Raw genomic sequence first — 14274 nt, 5'->3', positions numbered from 1 at the left:
CAACGACCGTCCGTCGTTCAACCGCGAGCGTCGTGACGAGCGCCCCTCCGGTGGCTTCCGCTCCGGTGGCAGCGACCGCCCGTTCAACCGTGACCGCCGCGACGACCGTCCCTCGGGCGGGTTCCGCTCCGGTGGCACCGACCGCCCGACCGGCCGTCGTGACGACCACCGCGGTGGCACCGGCACGGGTACCGGCACCGGCACCTTCGGCCGCCGCGACGACAAGCCGCGCTGGAAGCGCAACGGCTGAGTCCCGCTGACCCGTTGAACTGCCCTCGGGGCCCGTACGGCACTTCGGTGCCGTACGGGCCCCGAGGCGTTTCCGGCGGCCCTGCGAGGGCATCGCTGGGGGCATGACAAACGACGAAGCCGTGGCCGCCGATCCGCCACCCGGTGCCCTCCAGAGCCCTCCGGCCGCCACCTCCGACGAGGAGCGGCTGGCCGAACTCGGCTACACGCAGGTCCTCGCCCGGCGGATGTCCGCCTTCTCCAACTACGCCGTCTCGTTCACGATCATCTCGGTGCTGTCCGGCTGCCTGACGCTGTATCTGTTCGGCATGAACACCGGCGGCCCCGCCGTCATCACCTGGGGCTGGGTCGCCGTCGGCCTGATGACGCTGTTCGTGGGCCTGGCCATGGCGGAGATCTGTTCGGCGTACCCGACGTCCGCGGGCCTGTACTTCTGGGCGCACCGCCTGGCCCCGCCGCGCTCGGCCGCGGCGTGGGCCTGGTTCGCGGGCTGGTTCAACGTGCTCGGCCAGGTCGCCGTCACCGCGGGCATCGACTTCGGCGCCGCCTCCTTCCTGGGCGCCTACCTGAACCTCCAGTTCGGCTTCGAGGTCACACCCGGCCGCACGATCCTGCTCTTCGCCGCGATCCTGATCCTGCACGGCCTGCTGAACACCTTCGGCGTCGGCATCGTCGCCGTCCTCAACAACGTCAGCGTCTGGTGGCACGTGGTCGGCGTCGCCGTGATCGTCGGCGCGCTCACGTTCGTGCCGGACTCGCACCGGTCGGCGTCGTACGTCTTCACCGAGTTCGTCAACAACACCGGCTGGGGGAGCGGCTTCTACGTCGTGATGATCGGCCTGCTGATGGCGCAGTACACCTTCACCGGCTACGACGCCTCCGCCCATATGACGGAGGAGACCCACGACGCGGCCGTGGCGGGCCCGCGCGGGATCGTGCAGTCGATCTGGACCTCCTGGATCGCCGGCTTCGTGCTGCTGCTCGGCTTCACCTTCGCCATCCAGTCGTACGACGGCGCACTGAACTCCCCGACCGGAGCCCCGCCAGCCCAGATCCTGCTGGACGCGCTCGGCGCCACCACGGGCAAGCTCCTGCTGCTCGTGGTGATCGGTGCGCAGCTGTTCTGCGGGATGGCCTCGGTCACCGCCAACAGCCGTATGATCTACGCCTTCTCACGCGACGGGGCGCTGCCCTTCTCCCGCGTCTGGCACACGGTCAGCCCCCGCACCCGCACCCCCGTCGCCGCGGTCTGGCTGGCCGCCCTCGGCGCCCTCGCCCTCGGCCTGCCGTACCTGATCAACGTGACCGCGTACGCCGCCGTGACCTCCATCGCGGTCATCGGGCTCTACATCGCCTACGTCATCCCCACCCTGCTCCGGCTGCTGCGGGGCGACGACTTCGTCCGTGGCCCCTGGCACCTGGGCCGCTGGTCCAGGCCCGTCGGCATCGTCGCGGTGGGCTGGGTCGCGGTGATCACGGTGCTGTTCATGCTGCCCCAGGTGTCCCCGGTCACCTGGGAGAGCTTCAACTACGCGCCGCTGGCCGTCCTGGTGGTGCTCGGCTTCGCGGCCGTCTGGTGGCTGGTGTCGGCCCGACACTGGTTCCTCAAGCCGGCCGACCCGGATCACAAGGGCACGATCACGGGCGAAACCACGGACTGACCCGCCCGCTCCGGACCCGACGGGGCCCGGCACCCGATACCCGATCGGCTGCCGGGCCCGGGGAAGCTATGCTCGGGGGGTGATCCATCAAGGGCCGTTAGCTCAATTGGTCAGAGCAGCGGACTTTTAATCCGTTGGTTGTGGGTTCGAGTCCCACACGGCCTACCTGGTGCAGGGCAGGGGTACCCCTTCTGACCTGCTGATCAGCGCCCCGACCGGCTTCGGCCGGCCGGGGCGCTTCGCCTTTCCAGGCCTCTTGCATGAGCGTTGCGCGGGCGGACGCTCCGGCAGCAGGCGCTACCAGCGCCGTTCTGCGGGGGACTGTTGGCTGTGAGGAGCGCTGGGCGGCGCCTGAGCGCACGTGTCCAGGGGACAGGGCGGTTCGGTGGCAGCGTGTCCAGGCCGACCACCAGGTGCGCGGGTTCTTTCGGGGCCGGCCCCACAGCCTGGCGGACCGGTTACCGCGCCAGGCGCGGGCTCTACCTGGGGCGTCACCGTGACGGAGATGTCGCGGATCTCGACAGACGAACCGGCGTTGCCGTGGACACTGACTGCTGCCTTCACACCGGCAACGAGCCCGCCCTGTGGGCCGTCATCGTCGCTGTCCCCCTCACCGTTTCTGCCTGGCAGGCGCTCGGCCGAGCCACCCACGCCGCTGATCCGGACGAAGAGCTAACGGGCGGTGGTCAAGGCGGCCACCAGAAGGCCATGGTCCAAGGCGAGCCTCTGCATGCGGGCGGCCACGTCCTGCGGGCCGAGTGCCGCCAACGCCGACAGCGCACTGAGCTTTCGGCCGGAGGACCAGACGTTGGTCGTCGGCGGCTGGAACGGCATCACGGCGATCCCCTCGGCGGCGAACGGTGCCGGGGCGAGGTAGGTCATGCCGCCGGTCCCACACACAGACGCGCGGGCACCGGTCACGGCTGAGAGGTCGGCGAGCCACTGCGAGCGGCCTGGCCGTGAGGGCAGATGGCTGCTGGTGAGGATCTTGCCCTGCCAGCCGAGTAGGCCGAGCAGAACACGGGTGGAGATTTCGGCAACAGTGGCGGTCCTGCCGGTGCCGAAGGAATCCAGTACGTCCTCCGGGACCTCCTGCTCGATGGCGAATCCGAGCTTCGGATACTCGATGACCCGCTGGAGATCACCGACGAGCATGTCCAGGACGAGCTTCTCGTCGCCGATGGACTTCACGTAGTCGTCGAGCTCCAACGGCTCCGACGCGCAGAGCAGGTCGCCGGCCTGCATCGCGCCCCGGAGAAAGTGGCGGTCAACCGATCGCGCGCAGTGCCAGCCGCACAAGGCCCACGAGGCCTCGCCCGATCCACCCGAGGAGTCCTGTCTCCACGGCCAGCTCGGCGACCTCCAGGGCGTCTTCACCCCGATCCGACGACCGGGAACGGCACCGGGTACAGGTGCGGGGCCAACGGCGCTTCCGCGCACCGCACTTCCTGCACATCGCCATACCCTCCACTCTCCTTGTCGCCGCCCTCGATGAGCCGTTCGCGCACGGAGGGCGACGGCGTGACGAGAGACCTGCCGGCTCCCGCGCCGCCACCGGAGCCCGGTGGCGGCCGATGGCGTCTTCTCAGGCGCCGGCGGTGGTGGAGCGCCGTGAGGTCCGGCCGAGAACCCAGCGGTAGGCGGCGCCGAGCGCCAGCGCCTGGACGACGGCCCCGACGGCGACACCGGCGAAGGGCAGCGCACCGGGAAGGGCCGCGAACAGCAGCGAGGTCGGAGCGGTCACGATGAACAGCCAGACCCCGGCGAAACTGGCGTCCGCCCGCTCGACGAGGAGCGTGTCGAGGCCGACCCATACGGCGACGGCGGCCACGACGGCCAGGTAGCCCAGGGCGACGGGGTTCAGCAGGGTGTGCCGAAGGGACTGGGGCAGGCTGCGCGACGAGGCGGTCATCTCTAACTCCGATGTAGGGAAACCGTGTTGCTCGGTGTGAGGCACACGATGCCCTCGGGGCGATGACTGCGCCATGAGTACTCATACCTATGTTCGTACGGTGAAGATCGGATCGGGTTCCGGAGCGCCCCCGCGGCCCCAGGGTTCCCCCGTTCCCCGCGGCCGCGAGCCCGGTTTCCCCGCGGCCGCGAGCCGGTCGGTCCGCTCCGGGCTCAGGGGCGGGGCCAGGGGCGGCCGCCGATGCGTTCGATGTCGGAGTTGAAGCGCCGCAGGAACCCGGCGAAGGCGGAGATGTCCTCGTCGGGCCAGTCGGCCATGACGCGCTCCAGCGCGCTGACCATGCCCTCTCGTTCGGCGTCGAGGGTCCGGGTGCCTTCCTCGGTGATGCGGAACTTGCGGGCCATGCCGCCGTCCGGATCGGGGATGCGTTCCACGAAGCCGGCGCGCATCACCGCGGCGGTCTGTCGGTTGAGGGTCGAGACGTCGAGGTCGAAGGCCTCGCTCAGCTCGCCGACGGACATCGGGCCCTGGACGCGGATGCGGCTGAGCAGGACGTATGCGCTGCGTTCCAGGAGCCCGTCCTTGCGGCGGCCCTTTCTCTGGTTCAGCAGCCCGTGACGGCTGAGCAGCATCTGCTCGTACTCGACCTCTTGCGTGGCCCTGTCCATGTGCGGGCGCCTCCTGCTTCCTGCCGGGCGAGGCCGGTGTCTCTTCGTGCGGGCTCGACTTCATCGTATGTTTACGTGGAAGTGCATAGGCCACATAATGTGCATGATGCAATAGAAGTGTACGATGCCAATCTTGCCGCCGACAGACAGCAGAGGATCCTCCAAATGGAAGCCCCCCAGCCCACAGCCCGCGCAGGCGGCGTGATCACGACCCTGGCCCTGGCCGGCACCGTGGCGGCGATCATGCAGACGCTGGTGACCCCGCTCATCGCCGAGCTGCCGCGGATCCTGGACACCTCGTCCTCGAACGCGGCCTGGGTGGTCACCGTCACGCTCCTGGTCGCCGGCGTGTGCGTGCCGGTCACCGGCCGGCTCGGCGACCTCCTCGGCAAGCGCCGGATGCTGCTGGCCTGCGCCGTTCCCCTGGTGGCGGGCTCCGTGGTGTGCGCACTGGCCTCCTCCGTGGTGCCGATGATCGTCGGGCGCGGTCTCCAGGGCATGGGTATGGGTATGGTGCCGCTGGGCATCGCACTGCTGCGTGACGTGGTGCCCACCGAGAAGCTCAGCGGCTCGATCGCCCTCGTCAGCGCGTCCATGGGCATCGGCGGCGCGCTCGGCCTGCCGATCTCGGCCGCCGTCGCCGAATACACCAGCTGGCGCGTGCTGTTCTGGGGTTCCGCGGTTCTCGCGCTGGCGGTCGCCGCGCTCGTCTACGTCTTCGTCCCCGACGTCCCGGCGGGCGCCAAGGGCCAGCGCTTCGACGCGCCCGGCGCCGTCGGGCTCGCCATCGGACTGGTCTCCCTGCTGCTGGCGATCTCCAAGGGTGCCGACTGGGGCTGGGGCTCGGGCACCACGCTGGGGCTGTTCGCCGTCGCGGTGGTGGCACTCGGGTCCTGGGGGTTCTACGAGCTGCGCACCCGTGACCCGCTGGTGGACCTGCGCACCACGGCCCGTCCGCGGGTGCTGCTGACCAACATCTCCTCCATCCTGGTCGGCGTCGGCATGTACTCCTTCATGCTGATCGCCCCGCAGCTGCTGCAGTTCCCGGAGGCCACCGGCTACGGCCTCGGTCAGTCGATGCTGGCGGCCGGTCTCTGGATGGCCCCCGGCGGCGTGATGATGATGATCGTCTCGCCGCTCGGCGGGAAGCTCATCAACGCGCGCGGACCCAAGATCGCCCTGGTCCTCGGTGCGCTCGTGATCTCCGCCGGATACGGCCTCTCGCTGTTCCTCATGGGCTCCGCCTGGGGCCTGATGATCGTAGGGATCGTCATCAACAGCGGTGTCGGCCTCGCCTACGGTGCGATGCCCGCCCTGATCATGAGCTCGGTCCCGATCTCGGAGACCGCCGCCGCCAACGGCTTCAACACCCTGATGCGATCGCTCGGCACCACGATCGGGTCGGCGGTCATCGGTGTGGTGCTGGCGCAGATGACCATCGAGCTCGGTGGCTTCTCGCTCGCCTCCGAGGACGGGTTCCGAGTCGGCCTGACGATCGGCTGCGCCGTGGCGCTCGTGGCCGCCGCCGTCGCCGCGTTCATCCCGGGGCTCGCCCGGCCCGGCGCCGGCGGCGACAAGGCCGGCCCGGCCACCGCCGACAAGGTCTCGGTCAAGGCCTGACCGCACCACCTGGAGCGCCCCGACCGGTCGGACCGGTCGGGGCGCTCCGGCGATCCGGAACTTTTCTGCTGCACGGGCATTGACCGTGCGTGTGGGCGGACTTACGTTCATCGCGTTGTTCTTCGTATGTCATATATGAGACGCGATATGAGAGCCGAGAGTCGTATGCAGCCAGCCCCGGGCCCTCTCCCGTGCCGCCCCCGGCACCCGGGGAGACGCTGAGCGGCCACACGCGCCCCCCGGCGTCCACAGGCGAACGCCCCCTGCTCCGCGGCTCCTTGTGAGCTGCGGACCACCTGGACCCCGCGCTTCTCCGCAGCACACCCGCACCGCTCCACCGGTGCGGCGCCCGCAGCCCCCGCGCCGCGCCGATGAGCACCCAGAGAAGAGAGCCGACATGATCAAGCCCCGTAACAGCCGCCTGGCCGCCGCGATATCCCTGGTCTCCGCGCTGGCCCTCACCACGACCGCCTGCGGAGACGACGGCAGCGGCATCGCCGGAGCGAAGGGGAGCGAGGGTCCGGGTACCGGGAAGATCGTCTTCTGGGACGAGAACGGCGGGGTCCGTACGGCGATCTGGAAGGAGATCATCGCCGACTTCGAGAAGGTGAACCCGGACATCGACGTGCAGTACGTGGGCATCGCCTCCACCGAGGCCCAGTCCAAGTACGACACCGCCATCCAGGGCGGCGGACTGCCGGACGTCGGAGGCGTGGGCGCCGCGATGGTCGCCGGGATCACCGCGCAGGACGCGCTGGAGCCGCTGGACGACCGGGTCGAGGCGAGCTCGCTGAAGGGCAGGCTCAACGAGGCGATGATCGAGAACGTACGCAGCGCGGCCGGGCGGGACGAGATGTACACGGTGCCGATCTCCGCCACCAACGGCGTCCTCTACTACCGCACCGACCTGTTCGAGAAGGCCGGGCTGGACGAGCCGGGTACCTGGGACGAGTTCTACAGGGCCGCGGCGAAGCTGACGGACAAGAAGAAGAACCGGTTCGGCTACACCATCCGTGGCGGCCCGGGCTCCATCGCCCAGGCGCTCGACGCGATGTACGGGCAGTCGGGGATCGAGTCGTTCTGGGACGAGTCAGGGACGAGTACCACCGTCAACGACCCCAGGAACGTGGCCGCGTTGGAGAAGTACGCCGGTCTCTACCGCAAGGCCACACCCGAGGCCGACCTCAACAACGACTTCACCAAGATGGTCGCCCAGTTCGACTCCGGCAGCATCGCCATGCTGAACCACAACCTGGGGTCGTACCAGGACCACGTCAGCTCGCTGGGAGTCGACGCGTTCCGAGGTATCCCTCAGCCCGAACTGGCCGACGGGACAAGGGTGATGGTCTCCAACCCGGTGTCCGGCCTGGGTCTTCTCAAGTCGTCCGAGAACAAGGCGGCGGCCTGGAAGTTCATCGAGTTCGCCGCGTCCCACGCCTCGAACTCCAAGTTCAGCGAGTCCGCGGGCCTCATCCCGGCCAACAAGGAAGCGGCCGAGGACCCCTGGCTCGACGAGGCGGAGACCACCAAGCTCGGTGCCGAGGCCCTGTTCTCCGGCGACACCAAGATCGTCCAGCTGCCGTACTACCTGCCCGACTGGAACACCCTGTCCAAGGCCGACAGCGAGTCCGGATTCCAGAAGGTCCTGCTCGGCAAGACGAGTGCCGAGGACTTCCTGGACGCGCTCGCCGAGAACCTCGACGAGGCGCAGGCGGAGTGGAAGGAGCAGCAGGCCGGCTGACGACCGTGCCGGCATCCGGCCCTGTGGTGCCGCCGCCCGTCCCTGCGAGGCCGGGCGGGCACGGGGCTCACGGGCCGGACGGGGTGCGGGGACGGCACTGCCGTTCCGCCCCCGCCCCGGACGGAAGGGTGCGGGACCGAAGGCGGACCGGGACATGCTCCGCGGCCGGGTTTCGGGACGGCCTGGTCAGTCCAGGCCCTCCTGCCGCAGCGCGTACATCATGAGGAACGTCCGGTAGGACTCCGCGGACACGTCCGCGCACTCGTCCGGCCGTTCGGTCCACGTCGACGTGTTGTCGAGGGCCCGCCGACAGGCCGCCTCGGCCTCTGCCTCGGACGGGATGCTGGAGATGAACGCGGCGATCAGCAGTACCACTGCGAGGACGACCACGCCGATACGGATGCGCATGGTCGTCCAACGACCGTGCGCCCGGGCCGGTCACTCGTGGCGGGGCACCCGGCGGCGGTCGATCCGACAACGGCCGGGGCCGTCCGTCCGGGCCCGTCCGCTCATTCGGAGTCGTCGGTGAACGGCGGCAGGTCCGGCTCGATGAACAGGCCGGCGTACTGCGGGCTGGGCAGCGGGGCGGCGGTGGCGGTGGCGGTGTTCGCCGTCGTCATCGCACTGTCGTGCTGCCGCGGGGTCGTGCGGGCAGTCGTGGTGGTCATCTCGGTGTCCTGTACGTATAGGTGTGAGGTGGGCGCCCCGTGACCGAGCCGCCGGTGCGCATGGCCGGACTGGTCCCGACCGGTACGGCGAAAGAGGAGCCGCCACCGGTGTCGCGCCGCTCCGGGGGCGTCCGGACCATCATGCGGTGCAAGCAGACTGTAACCCTCCCGGCACGGCTTTCCCCCGGAATTGCGAGCCCGGCGTGACGGTCAGTGCGGCGGTGCGGGCTCGATGTTCTGGTTTGCGTGGAAGAGGTTGTGCGGGTCGTAGGCCTGTTTGACCTTCGCCAGCCGGTCGAGATGGCCGCCGTAGGTGGCCCTGACCCGGACCCGGCCTTCGTCTGCCCCGAGAAAGTTGACGTAAGCACCGCCCATCGAGTGCGGGTGCAGCGCCTCCCAGTAGCTTACGGCCCAGTCGCGCAGTGCCGGCGCGTTGGCCGGGTCCGGGTCGATGCCCGCGATGACACCGGACCAGACGGCGTCCCGGTAGGCCCAGGCCGTGTCGTCGGGGCCCACCCGGCCCGCGGCTCCGTCGACCGGGTACAGGTGCATGGTGGACAGGTCGGTGGGTCGGCTCGCCGCGAAGGCCGCGTGCACGTCGACCGCGTCGTCGGTGATCCCGTCGAAGAAGTCGCCCCGCCAGTACCACTGGAGTCCTGCCGGGAGCAGTGCGTCGAACATGGCCTGGAGAGCGGGGTAGGGCATCGGCGCGGTGAAGTGGAAGGCGGGCGGACCCGGTTCGTCCACCACGGCGAGCGTCTGCTCCAGAGCGGCCGGATCCGCGGTGGAGGACCAGACGACGCCGCACATCTTCCGCCCGTGGATCTTCTCGGGGAAGGGCGGAGCGGGAGGAACGGACAGCGAGGCGAAGAAGCCGTACAGGTCGTCCGGTGCCTGGGGCAGGAAGTCGCGGTACCAGCGCATCACGTCCTGGAGGAGCTCCAGCGGCCAGACGGTGATCCCGACGCCGACCGTGTCCACGGGGTGCAGCTCGAAGTCGAACGACGTGACGATGCCGAAGTTCCCGCCACCACCGCGCAGCGCCCAGAACAGGTCGGCGTTCTCGCTCGGGTTCGCGGCCACGAAACTGCCGTCGGCCAGGACCACGTCCGCGGAGACCAGGTTGTCCACCGTGAGGCCGTACTTGCGGGTGAGGTAGCCGTGCCCGCCGCCCAGGGTGAGCCCGCCGACGCCGGTCGTGGACATGATCCCCGCCGGTGTGGCCAGGCCGAACGCGTGCGTCGCGTGGTCGAGCTCGCCGAGGGTCGCGCCGGCGTCCGCCTGGGCGGTCTGGGTCGCCGGGTCGACGCGTACGCCGTCCATCGGGGACAGGTCGATCGTGACGGCCCCGTCGGCGACACCCAGGCCGGGGCCGCTGTGGCCGCCGCCGCGCACGGCGAACTCCAGACCGTGCTCACGGACGAAGTCGACAGCGGCCATGACGTCCGCCGTGTCGTGGCAGCGCACCACGGCCGATGGCCTTCTGTCGATCATGGCGTTGTAGACCGAGCGTGCCTGTTCGTACCCCGGGTCGTCCGGGCCGATGACCGGGCCGCGCAGGGCGGTCCTCATCGTCTCGAGTGTGGTGCCGTCCATGGCCGTCTCCTCGCGAGCGCGCGCCCGGCCTCCCCTGGCTCCATCTCGGCGGGTGAGGCTGCTTGCGGGCCGACGCCGGCACCTGAGAATGCCGCGCAGACGGGACCGAACACCGAATGTCGTGTCCTCCAAGCGTCCCGCCGCTCCGGGGCGCCCGCAATCGCGGAGGGCGGCGTCGGGGCCCGACTCGGAGGTCCTGTGCGGTGAGGAGACGGCCGGGAGGTCCTGCGGGAAGCGGGATCGGGCGGTCCGGCGGTCTTTGCGGATGAGGCGTCGCGCAGGCCGACTGCCCAGGTTTCGGGGTGTGTTGACGCGTCCTTCCCGTCGGCGGGCATTCCTGCCGTGCGGGGAATGGGGGGAGCGGTGGCCGCAGGTGGTCGGAGCACCGCCCCGGATGGCGTAGAGTTGCAATCACAACGACGCGGGGTGGAGCAGCTCGGTAGCTCGCTGGGCTCATAACCCAGAGGTCGCAGGTTCAAATCCTGTCCCCGCTACTGAAAGACCGAGGCCCGGATCCTTACAAGGATCCGGGCCTCGGTCGTGTGCCGGAGTCGACCTCCGTGGCCGGGCTTGACCTTGACGCTACGTAAAGATCTAGCGTTTCCGGCATGGAGTGGTCCATCCAGGAAATCGCCCGTAGAGCGGGCACCACCAGCCGGACGCTCCGGCACTACGGAGATCTCGGTCTCCTCGTGCCGAGCCGCACGGGTGCCAACGGCTACCGCTACTACGACCAGGACGCGCTGGTCAGGCTCCAGCGCATCCTCCTGTTGCGGGGGCTCGGCCTCTCACTGCCCGCGATCAAGGACGTGCTGGAGGGGCAGCGGGACACCTCCGTGGCGCTCCGGGCCCATCTGCGCCTGCTGGAGCAGGAGCGCGAGCGCATCGGCCGGCAGATCGCGTCGGTGCGGACCACTCTCCACAGGACCGAGGAAGGGGAAGGGCTCATGGCCGAGGAAGTGTTCGACGGCTTCGACCACACGGTGCACGAGCAGGAGGTGACCGAGCGCTGGGGCCAGGAGGCGTACGAGCGCAGCGACCGGTGGTGGCGCGGGCTGAGCCCGGACGGGCGCGCGGGCTTCCAGGGCGCGCACGACGCCATCGCCCGGGACTACGGCGAGGCGAGGGCGGCCGGCCTGGAGCCGGGGGGCGACGAGGTGCAGGACATCGCGCGCCGCCACTGCGAGTGGCTGTCGGCGACCGCCGAGGTCACTCGTTCGTATGTGACGGGCATCGGTGAGATGTACGTCGCCGATCCCCGCTTCGGGAAGAACTACGATCGCCACGGGGACGGAACCGCCGTCTTCGTACGGGATGCACTGACGACGTACGCGCGGCGCCGGCTCTCCGACTGACCATCGGGGGACACGGGGCTCCGGTGCGCTCCTCCCACAGGCCGACGACGGGTCGCCGCACGGCGCGGCTCCGTCAGGCCGGGGTGGAGCGCTGTACCGTCCGCAGCCGTGGGCGGAGCGGGCAGGGAGTGCACAGGTGGGGAAGCGGGACGTACGAGGGCGAGGTCGAGCCGAGGGGAACGCGCGCGCCCGGAGGCTCGTGCGCCTGCTGCCCACCCTCATGATCGCCGTCGGAGTGGTCTTCGACCTCGCGACCCCGACCGCGGTGTCCGCCGTTCCGCTCTTCGCCGCGGCCCCGCTGATCGCGGCCCCCTTCTTCTCGTTGGCCGCCACCATCCGCACAGGGGTGGCCGCGACCCTCGTGGTCCTCGTCATCCGGGTCTCCGACGGCGTGCTCGCCAAGGTCGTGCCGATCACCGACCTGCTGACCCTGATCACCGTCGCCGCGCTCTCCCTCGTCATCAACCGCGTCGTGTGGCGCGGCAACGAACAACTGGCCTCGGCGCGGGTCATCGCGGAGACTGCGATGCGCGCGGTGCTCCCGGTACCCGAGGACCGGATCGGCGGGCTGCTGGTCGCGGCGCGGTACGAGGCGGCGCAGGCGGACGAGTTCGTCGGCGGAGACCTGTTCGCCGTCGCGGACACGCCCTTCGGGGTGCGGCTGGTCGTCGGGGACGTACGGGGCAAGGGGCTGGACGCCGTGGCGGCGGTGGCCGTCGTGATCGGGGCGTTCCGTGAGGCCGCCGAGCAGGAGCGGTCGCTGGAGGGAGTGGTCCAGCGGCTGGAGAGGGCGCTCGCCCGGGAGAGCTCGCGGCGTGGCGGGCTCGACTCGATGGAGGGGTTCGTGACCGCCGTGCTCGCCGAGATCCCGGTGGGTTCGGACATGCTGAGGGTGATCAACCGCGGCCACCCCGAGCCGATCGTGCTCCACGCGGACGGTGCGCTGGACGTGCTGACGCCGACCGAGCCCGCGTTGCCGCTCGGTATGGGCCTCGACGCCTGGCCGGACCGTTCGGACGAGTGGGCTCTGCCGTCCGGGGCGACGTTCCTGGCGTTCACCGACGGGCTTTCGGAGGCCCGGGACGCGAGGGGGGTCTTCTACGACCCGGCGGCCCGGCTGCGCGGCCGGCTCTTCCCGGGACCCGAGGAACTGCTCTCCGCGCTCACCGACGACGTACGGCTGCACACGGGCGGCCGGTCGACGGACGACCTCGCGCTCCTCGCGGTGGGGCGGCCGGCGCGGGGGCAGCCCGCACGGCGGAGGACGGTGAAGATCGTGGGGCGGGATCGTGAATGACCGTCCACGACCGTCCGTGGTCGAAGGGTGCCGCTGCGCATAACATTTGACGCAACGTCAGAAAATGTTATGGAGCTGATGGGCGCTCAACTCGTCCGGTTGGGGTTGATTGGTCCCTGAAAGTCCAGGCCCGAGTCGTGAAAGATCTGTGGGAACAGCTTGGAATCGGACCCGAGTGTCTATTAACGTTCGATAACGCAGCGCGGTTGTCCCAGTCGTCGCCAGAGGCGGCACCGTGCGCAGCGCTTAATCCCGCAAGGGAACCGGGGAACCATTTACTTGGGGTGAATCAGACACCTGAGTCCTGTGAGGGACGAAGGCGTCCGTAGGAGACCTTCCTGCTCCGAACCCGTCAGCTAACCCGGTAGGCGAGAAGGAAGGAAAGGAGCGCGCCCACGTGGCGTCAAATCAGCCTGCCCCCGAGGCTCCGGCACCCTTCAGGACCGGCGGTCCCGGTGAGGACGGCAGGACGTGGGAGGAATGGAACCCCACCGAGGACTCCCTCCGCCCCGTACGCGGTAGGCATCGCGTAGCCAAGCAGCGTGGCCTCGCCCGCAGCTCCACGGTCCTCGGCGTCGGTGTCATCGCGGCCGTCGGTGCGGGCGGCATGGCCTCCGCGCAGAGCAAGCCGCCGGTCTCCATCTCTCTTCCCGATTCCATCGCGGACAACCTTCCCGATGCCAAGTCCCTGCCCGGCGTGGGCTCGTTCATGTCCGCCGACCAGGCCAAGGACGCGGTCACCGGGGCCTCCCCGCTCACCACCGCCGGCATCACGGCCGCCGAGGCCGAGTCGGGCACCACGGACGCCGGCGAGGCGCTGCGCGCCCGCATCCTCCAGCAGGCCGAGCAGCAGCAGGCCGGGGCCGAGGCCGAGGTCAGGGCCGCGGAGGAGAAGGCGGCGGCCGAGGAGGCCGCGGCCCAGGCGGCGAAGCAGCAGAGCGCCGCCGAGGCGAAGGCCGCCGCGAAGAAGAAGGCGGCCGAAGAGGCGGCGGAGAAGAAGGCCGAGGCCGAGCGCCTCGCCAAGCTCGCCGCCAGCTACGCCATTCCGACCTCGTCGTACACCATCACCTCGACCTTCGGCCAGTCCGGCTCGATGTGGTCCTCCGGCCACCACACCGGGCTGGACTTCGCCGCTCCGACCGGCACTCCGGTCAAGGCCGTGCACAGCGGTACCGTCAAGTCGGCCGGCTGGTCCGGTTCGTACGGATACCGCACGGTGCTGGAGCTCGACGACGGCACCGAGGTCTGGTACTGCCACCAGTCCTCGATGGACGTCACCGCCGGCCAGAAGGTCAGCACCGGTGACACCATCGGCCGCGTCGGCGCCACCGGCAACGTGACCGGCCCGCACCTGCACCTGGAGATCCACACCGCGGACGGCTCGGGCATCGACCCGATGGGCTGGCTGCGCGGCAAGGGCCTCTCGGTCTGAGCGCCCGCGCCGGCACACGGCGCACCGAAACCCCGGCGGCCCTGGCGCACAACCCCCCGACGTCAGGGCCGCCGG

The 14274-nt window shown here is 70.2% G+C and carries 12 protein-coding genes, 2 tRNA genes, 2 pseudogenes and 1 riboswitch; of the genes and pseudogenes, 9 read left to right on the top strand and 7 right to left on the bottom strand.

The window, feature by feature from the left end:
• From AB0I83_RS23455 to AB0I83_RS23445, 3 genes and pseudogenes are all read left to right on the top strand, one after another.
• Positions 1-250, top strand: a pseudogene (locus AB0I83_RS23455) (RNA helicase); the annotation flags it as partial.
• Positions 251-353: 103 nt separating this feature from the next.
• Complete coding sequence (locus tag AB0I83_RS23450; protein WP_363305995.1) at positions 354-1910, top strand: amino acid permease; 1557 nt, start codon at positions 354-356, stop codon at positions 1908-1910.
• Positions 1911-2001: 91 nt separating this feature from the next.
• Positions 2002-2075, top strand: a tRNA-Lys gene (locus AB0I83_RS23445).
• Between the two features lie 507 nt (positions 2076-2582).
• On the opposite strand, the gene AB0I83_RS23440 is transcribed toward AB0I83_RS23445, so the two are convergent.
• The 4 genes and pseudogenes from AB0I83_RS23440 to AB0I83_RS23425 form a co-directional block, all read right to left on the bottom strand.
• Positions 2583-2942 carry a WbqC family protein gene (locus tag AB0I83_RS23440; protein ID WP_363306084.1) on the bottom strand — a complete coding sequence of 120 codons (360 nt, stop codon included), beginning with the start codon at positions 2940-2942 and terminating at the stop codon, positions 2583-2585.
• 30 nt (positions 2943-2972) lie between these two features.
• Positions 2973-3143, bottom strand: a pseudogene (locus tag AB0I83_RS23435) (YdcF family protein); the annotation flags it as partial.
• Between the two features lie 352 nt (positions 3144-3495).
• Positions 3496-3822, bottom strand: coding sequence for a hypothetical protein (locus AB0I83_RS23430; protein WP_363305994.1), 327 nt, complete (start codon positions 3820-3822; stop codon positions 3496-3498).
• A 212-nt stretch (positions 3823-4034) separates the two neighbouring features.
• Complete coding sequence (locus tag AB0I83_RS23425; protein ID WP_356534963.1) at positions 4035-4490, bottom strand: MarR family transcriptional regulator; 456 nt, start codon at positions 4488-4490, stop codon at positions 4035-4037.
• A gap of 165 nt (positions 4491-4655) precedes the next feature.
• On the opposite strand from AB0I83_RS23425, the gene AB0I83_RS23420 reads away from it, so the two are divergent.
• Positions 4656-6110 (top strand): MFS transporter, encoded by a 1455-nt coding sequence (locus AB0I83_RS23420; RefSeq protein WP_356843370.1) that lies wholly within the window; start codon positions 4656-4658, stop codon positions 6108-6110.
• 397 nt (positions 6111-6507) lie between these two features.
• A complete protein-coding gene (locus AB0I83_RS23415) occupies positions 6508-7851 on the top strand; it encodes a sugar ABC transporter substrate-binding protein (RefSeq protein WP_363305993.1) in 1344 nt (447 codons plus the stop codon).
• Positions 7852-8037: 186 nt separating this feature from the next.
• Here AB0I83_RS23415 and AB0I83_RS23410 read toward each other — a convergent pair whose 3' ends face one another.
• The 3 genes from AB0I83_RS23410 to AB0I83_RS23400 form a co-directional block, all read right to left on the bottom strand.
• Complete coding sequence (locus tag AB0I83_RS23410; protein ID WP_356534968.1) at positions 8038-8259, bottom strand: hypothetical protein; 222 nt, start codon at positions 8257-8259, stop codon at positions 8038-8040.
• Between the two features lie 101 nt (positions 8260-8360).
• Positions 8361-8519: a hypothetical protein gene (locus tag AB0I83_RS23405; protein ID WP_363305992.1), complete on the bottom strand. Its 159-nt coding sequence runs from the start codon at positions 8517-8519 to the stop codon at positions 8361-8363.
• A gap of 210 nt (positions 8520-8729) precedes the next feature.
• Positions 8730-10115, bottom strand: a complete 1386-nt coding sequence (locus tag AB0I83_RS23400) for an FAD-binding oxidoreductase (RefSeq protein WP_363305991.1) — start codon at positions 10113-10115, stop codon at positions 8730-8732.
• 420 nt (positions 10116-10535) lie between these two features.
• Between AB0I83_RS23400 and AB0I83_RS23395 the strand changes: the two genes are divergently transcribed.
• The 4 genes from AB0I83_RS23395 to AB0I83_RS23380 all read left to right on the top strand — a co-directional run bounded on the left by AB0I83_RS23395 (position 10536) and on the right by AB0I83_RS23380 (position 14199).
• Positions 10536-10609 (top strand) — tRNA-Met (locus AB0I83_RS23395).
• A 114-nt stretch (positions 10610-10723) separates the two neighbouring features.
• On the top strand, positions 10724-11470 hold the full coding sequence (locus AB0I83_RS23390) for a MerR family transcriptional regulator (protein ID WP_363305990.1): 747 nt from the start codon (positions 10724-10726) through the stop codon (positions 11468-11470).
• 136 nt (positions 11471-11606) lie between these two features.
• Entirely contained in the window at positions 11607-12767 is a 1161-nt protein-coding gene (locus AB0I83_RS23385) for a PP2C family protein-serine/threonine phosphatase (protein WP_356537975.1), read from the top strand.
• A gap of 233 nt (positions 12768-13000) precedes the next feature.
• Positions 13001-13153: riboswitch (cyclic di-AMP (ydaO/yuaA leader) on the top strand.
• An 11-nt stretch (positions 13154-13164) separates the two neighbouring features.
• Positions 13165-14199 (top strand): M23 family metallopeptidase, encoded by a 1035-nt coding sequence (locus tag AB0I83_RS23380; RefSeq protein WP_363305989.1) that lies wholly within the window; start codon positions 13165-13167, stop codon positions 14197-14199.
• Positions 14200-14274 lie beyond the last annotated feature (75 nt).

Source organism: Streptomyces sp. NPDC049970, assembly GCF_040660235.1.
Classification (GTDB): Bacteria; Actinomycetota; Actinomycetes; order Streptomycetales; family Streptomycetaceae; genus Streptomyces.
This window is presented reverse-complemented; position numbering and strand designations above follow the sequence as displayed.

Excerpts from the sequence above, each read along its gene's own strand:
- AB0I83_RS23405 (WP_363305992.1), bottom strand. The coding sequence starts at position 8,519 with ATGACCACCACGACTGCCCGCACGACCCCGCGGCAGCACGACAGTGCG.
- AB0I83_RS23425 (WP_356534963.1), bottom strand. The coding sequence starts at position 4,490 with ATGGACAGGGCCACGCAAGAGGTCGAGTACGAGCAGATGCTGCTCAGC.
- AB0I83_RS23390 (WP_363305990.1), top strand. The coding sequence starts at position 10,724 with ATGGAGTGGTCCATCCAGGAAATCGCCCGTAGAGCGGGCACCACCAGC.
- AB0I83_RS23430 (WP_363305994.1), bottom strand. The coding sequence starts at position 3,822 with ATGACCGCCTCGTCGCGCAGCCTGCCCCAGTCCCTTCGGCACACCCTG.
- AB0I83_RS23420 (WP_356843370.1), top strand. The coding sequence starts at position 4,656 with ATGGAAGCCCCCCAGCCCACAGCCCGCGCAGGCGGCGTGATCACGACC.
- AB0I83_RS23410 (WP_356534968.1), bottom strand. The coding sequence starts at position 8,259 with ATGCGCATCCGTATCGGCGTGGTCGTCCTCGCAGTGGTACTGCTGATC.
- AB0I83_RS23400 (WP_363305991.1), bottom strand. The coding sequence starts at position 10,115 with ATGGACGGCACCACACTCGAGACGATGAGGACCGCCCTGCGCGGCCCG.
- AB0I83_RS23415 (WP_363305993.1), top strand. The coding sequence starts at position 6,508 with ATGATCAAGCCCCGTAACAGCCGCCTGGCCGCCGCGATATCCCTGGTC.
- AB0I83_RS23450 (WP_363305995.1), top strand. The coding sequence starts at position 354 with ATGACAAACGACGAAGCCGTGGCCGCCGATCCGCCACCCGGTGCCCTC.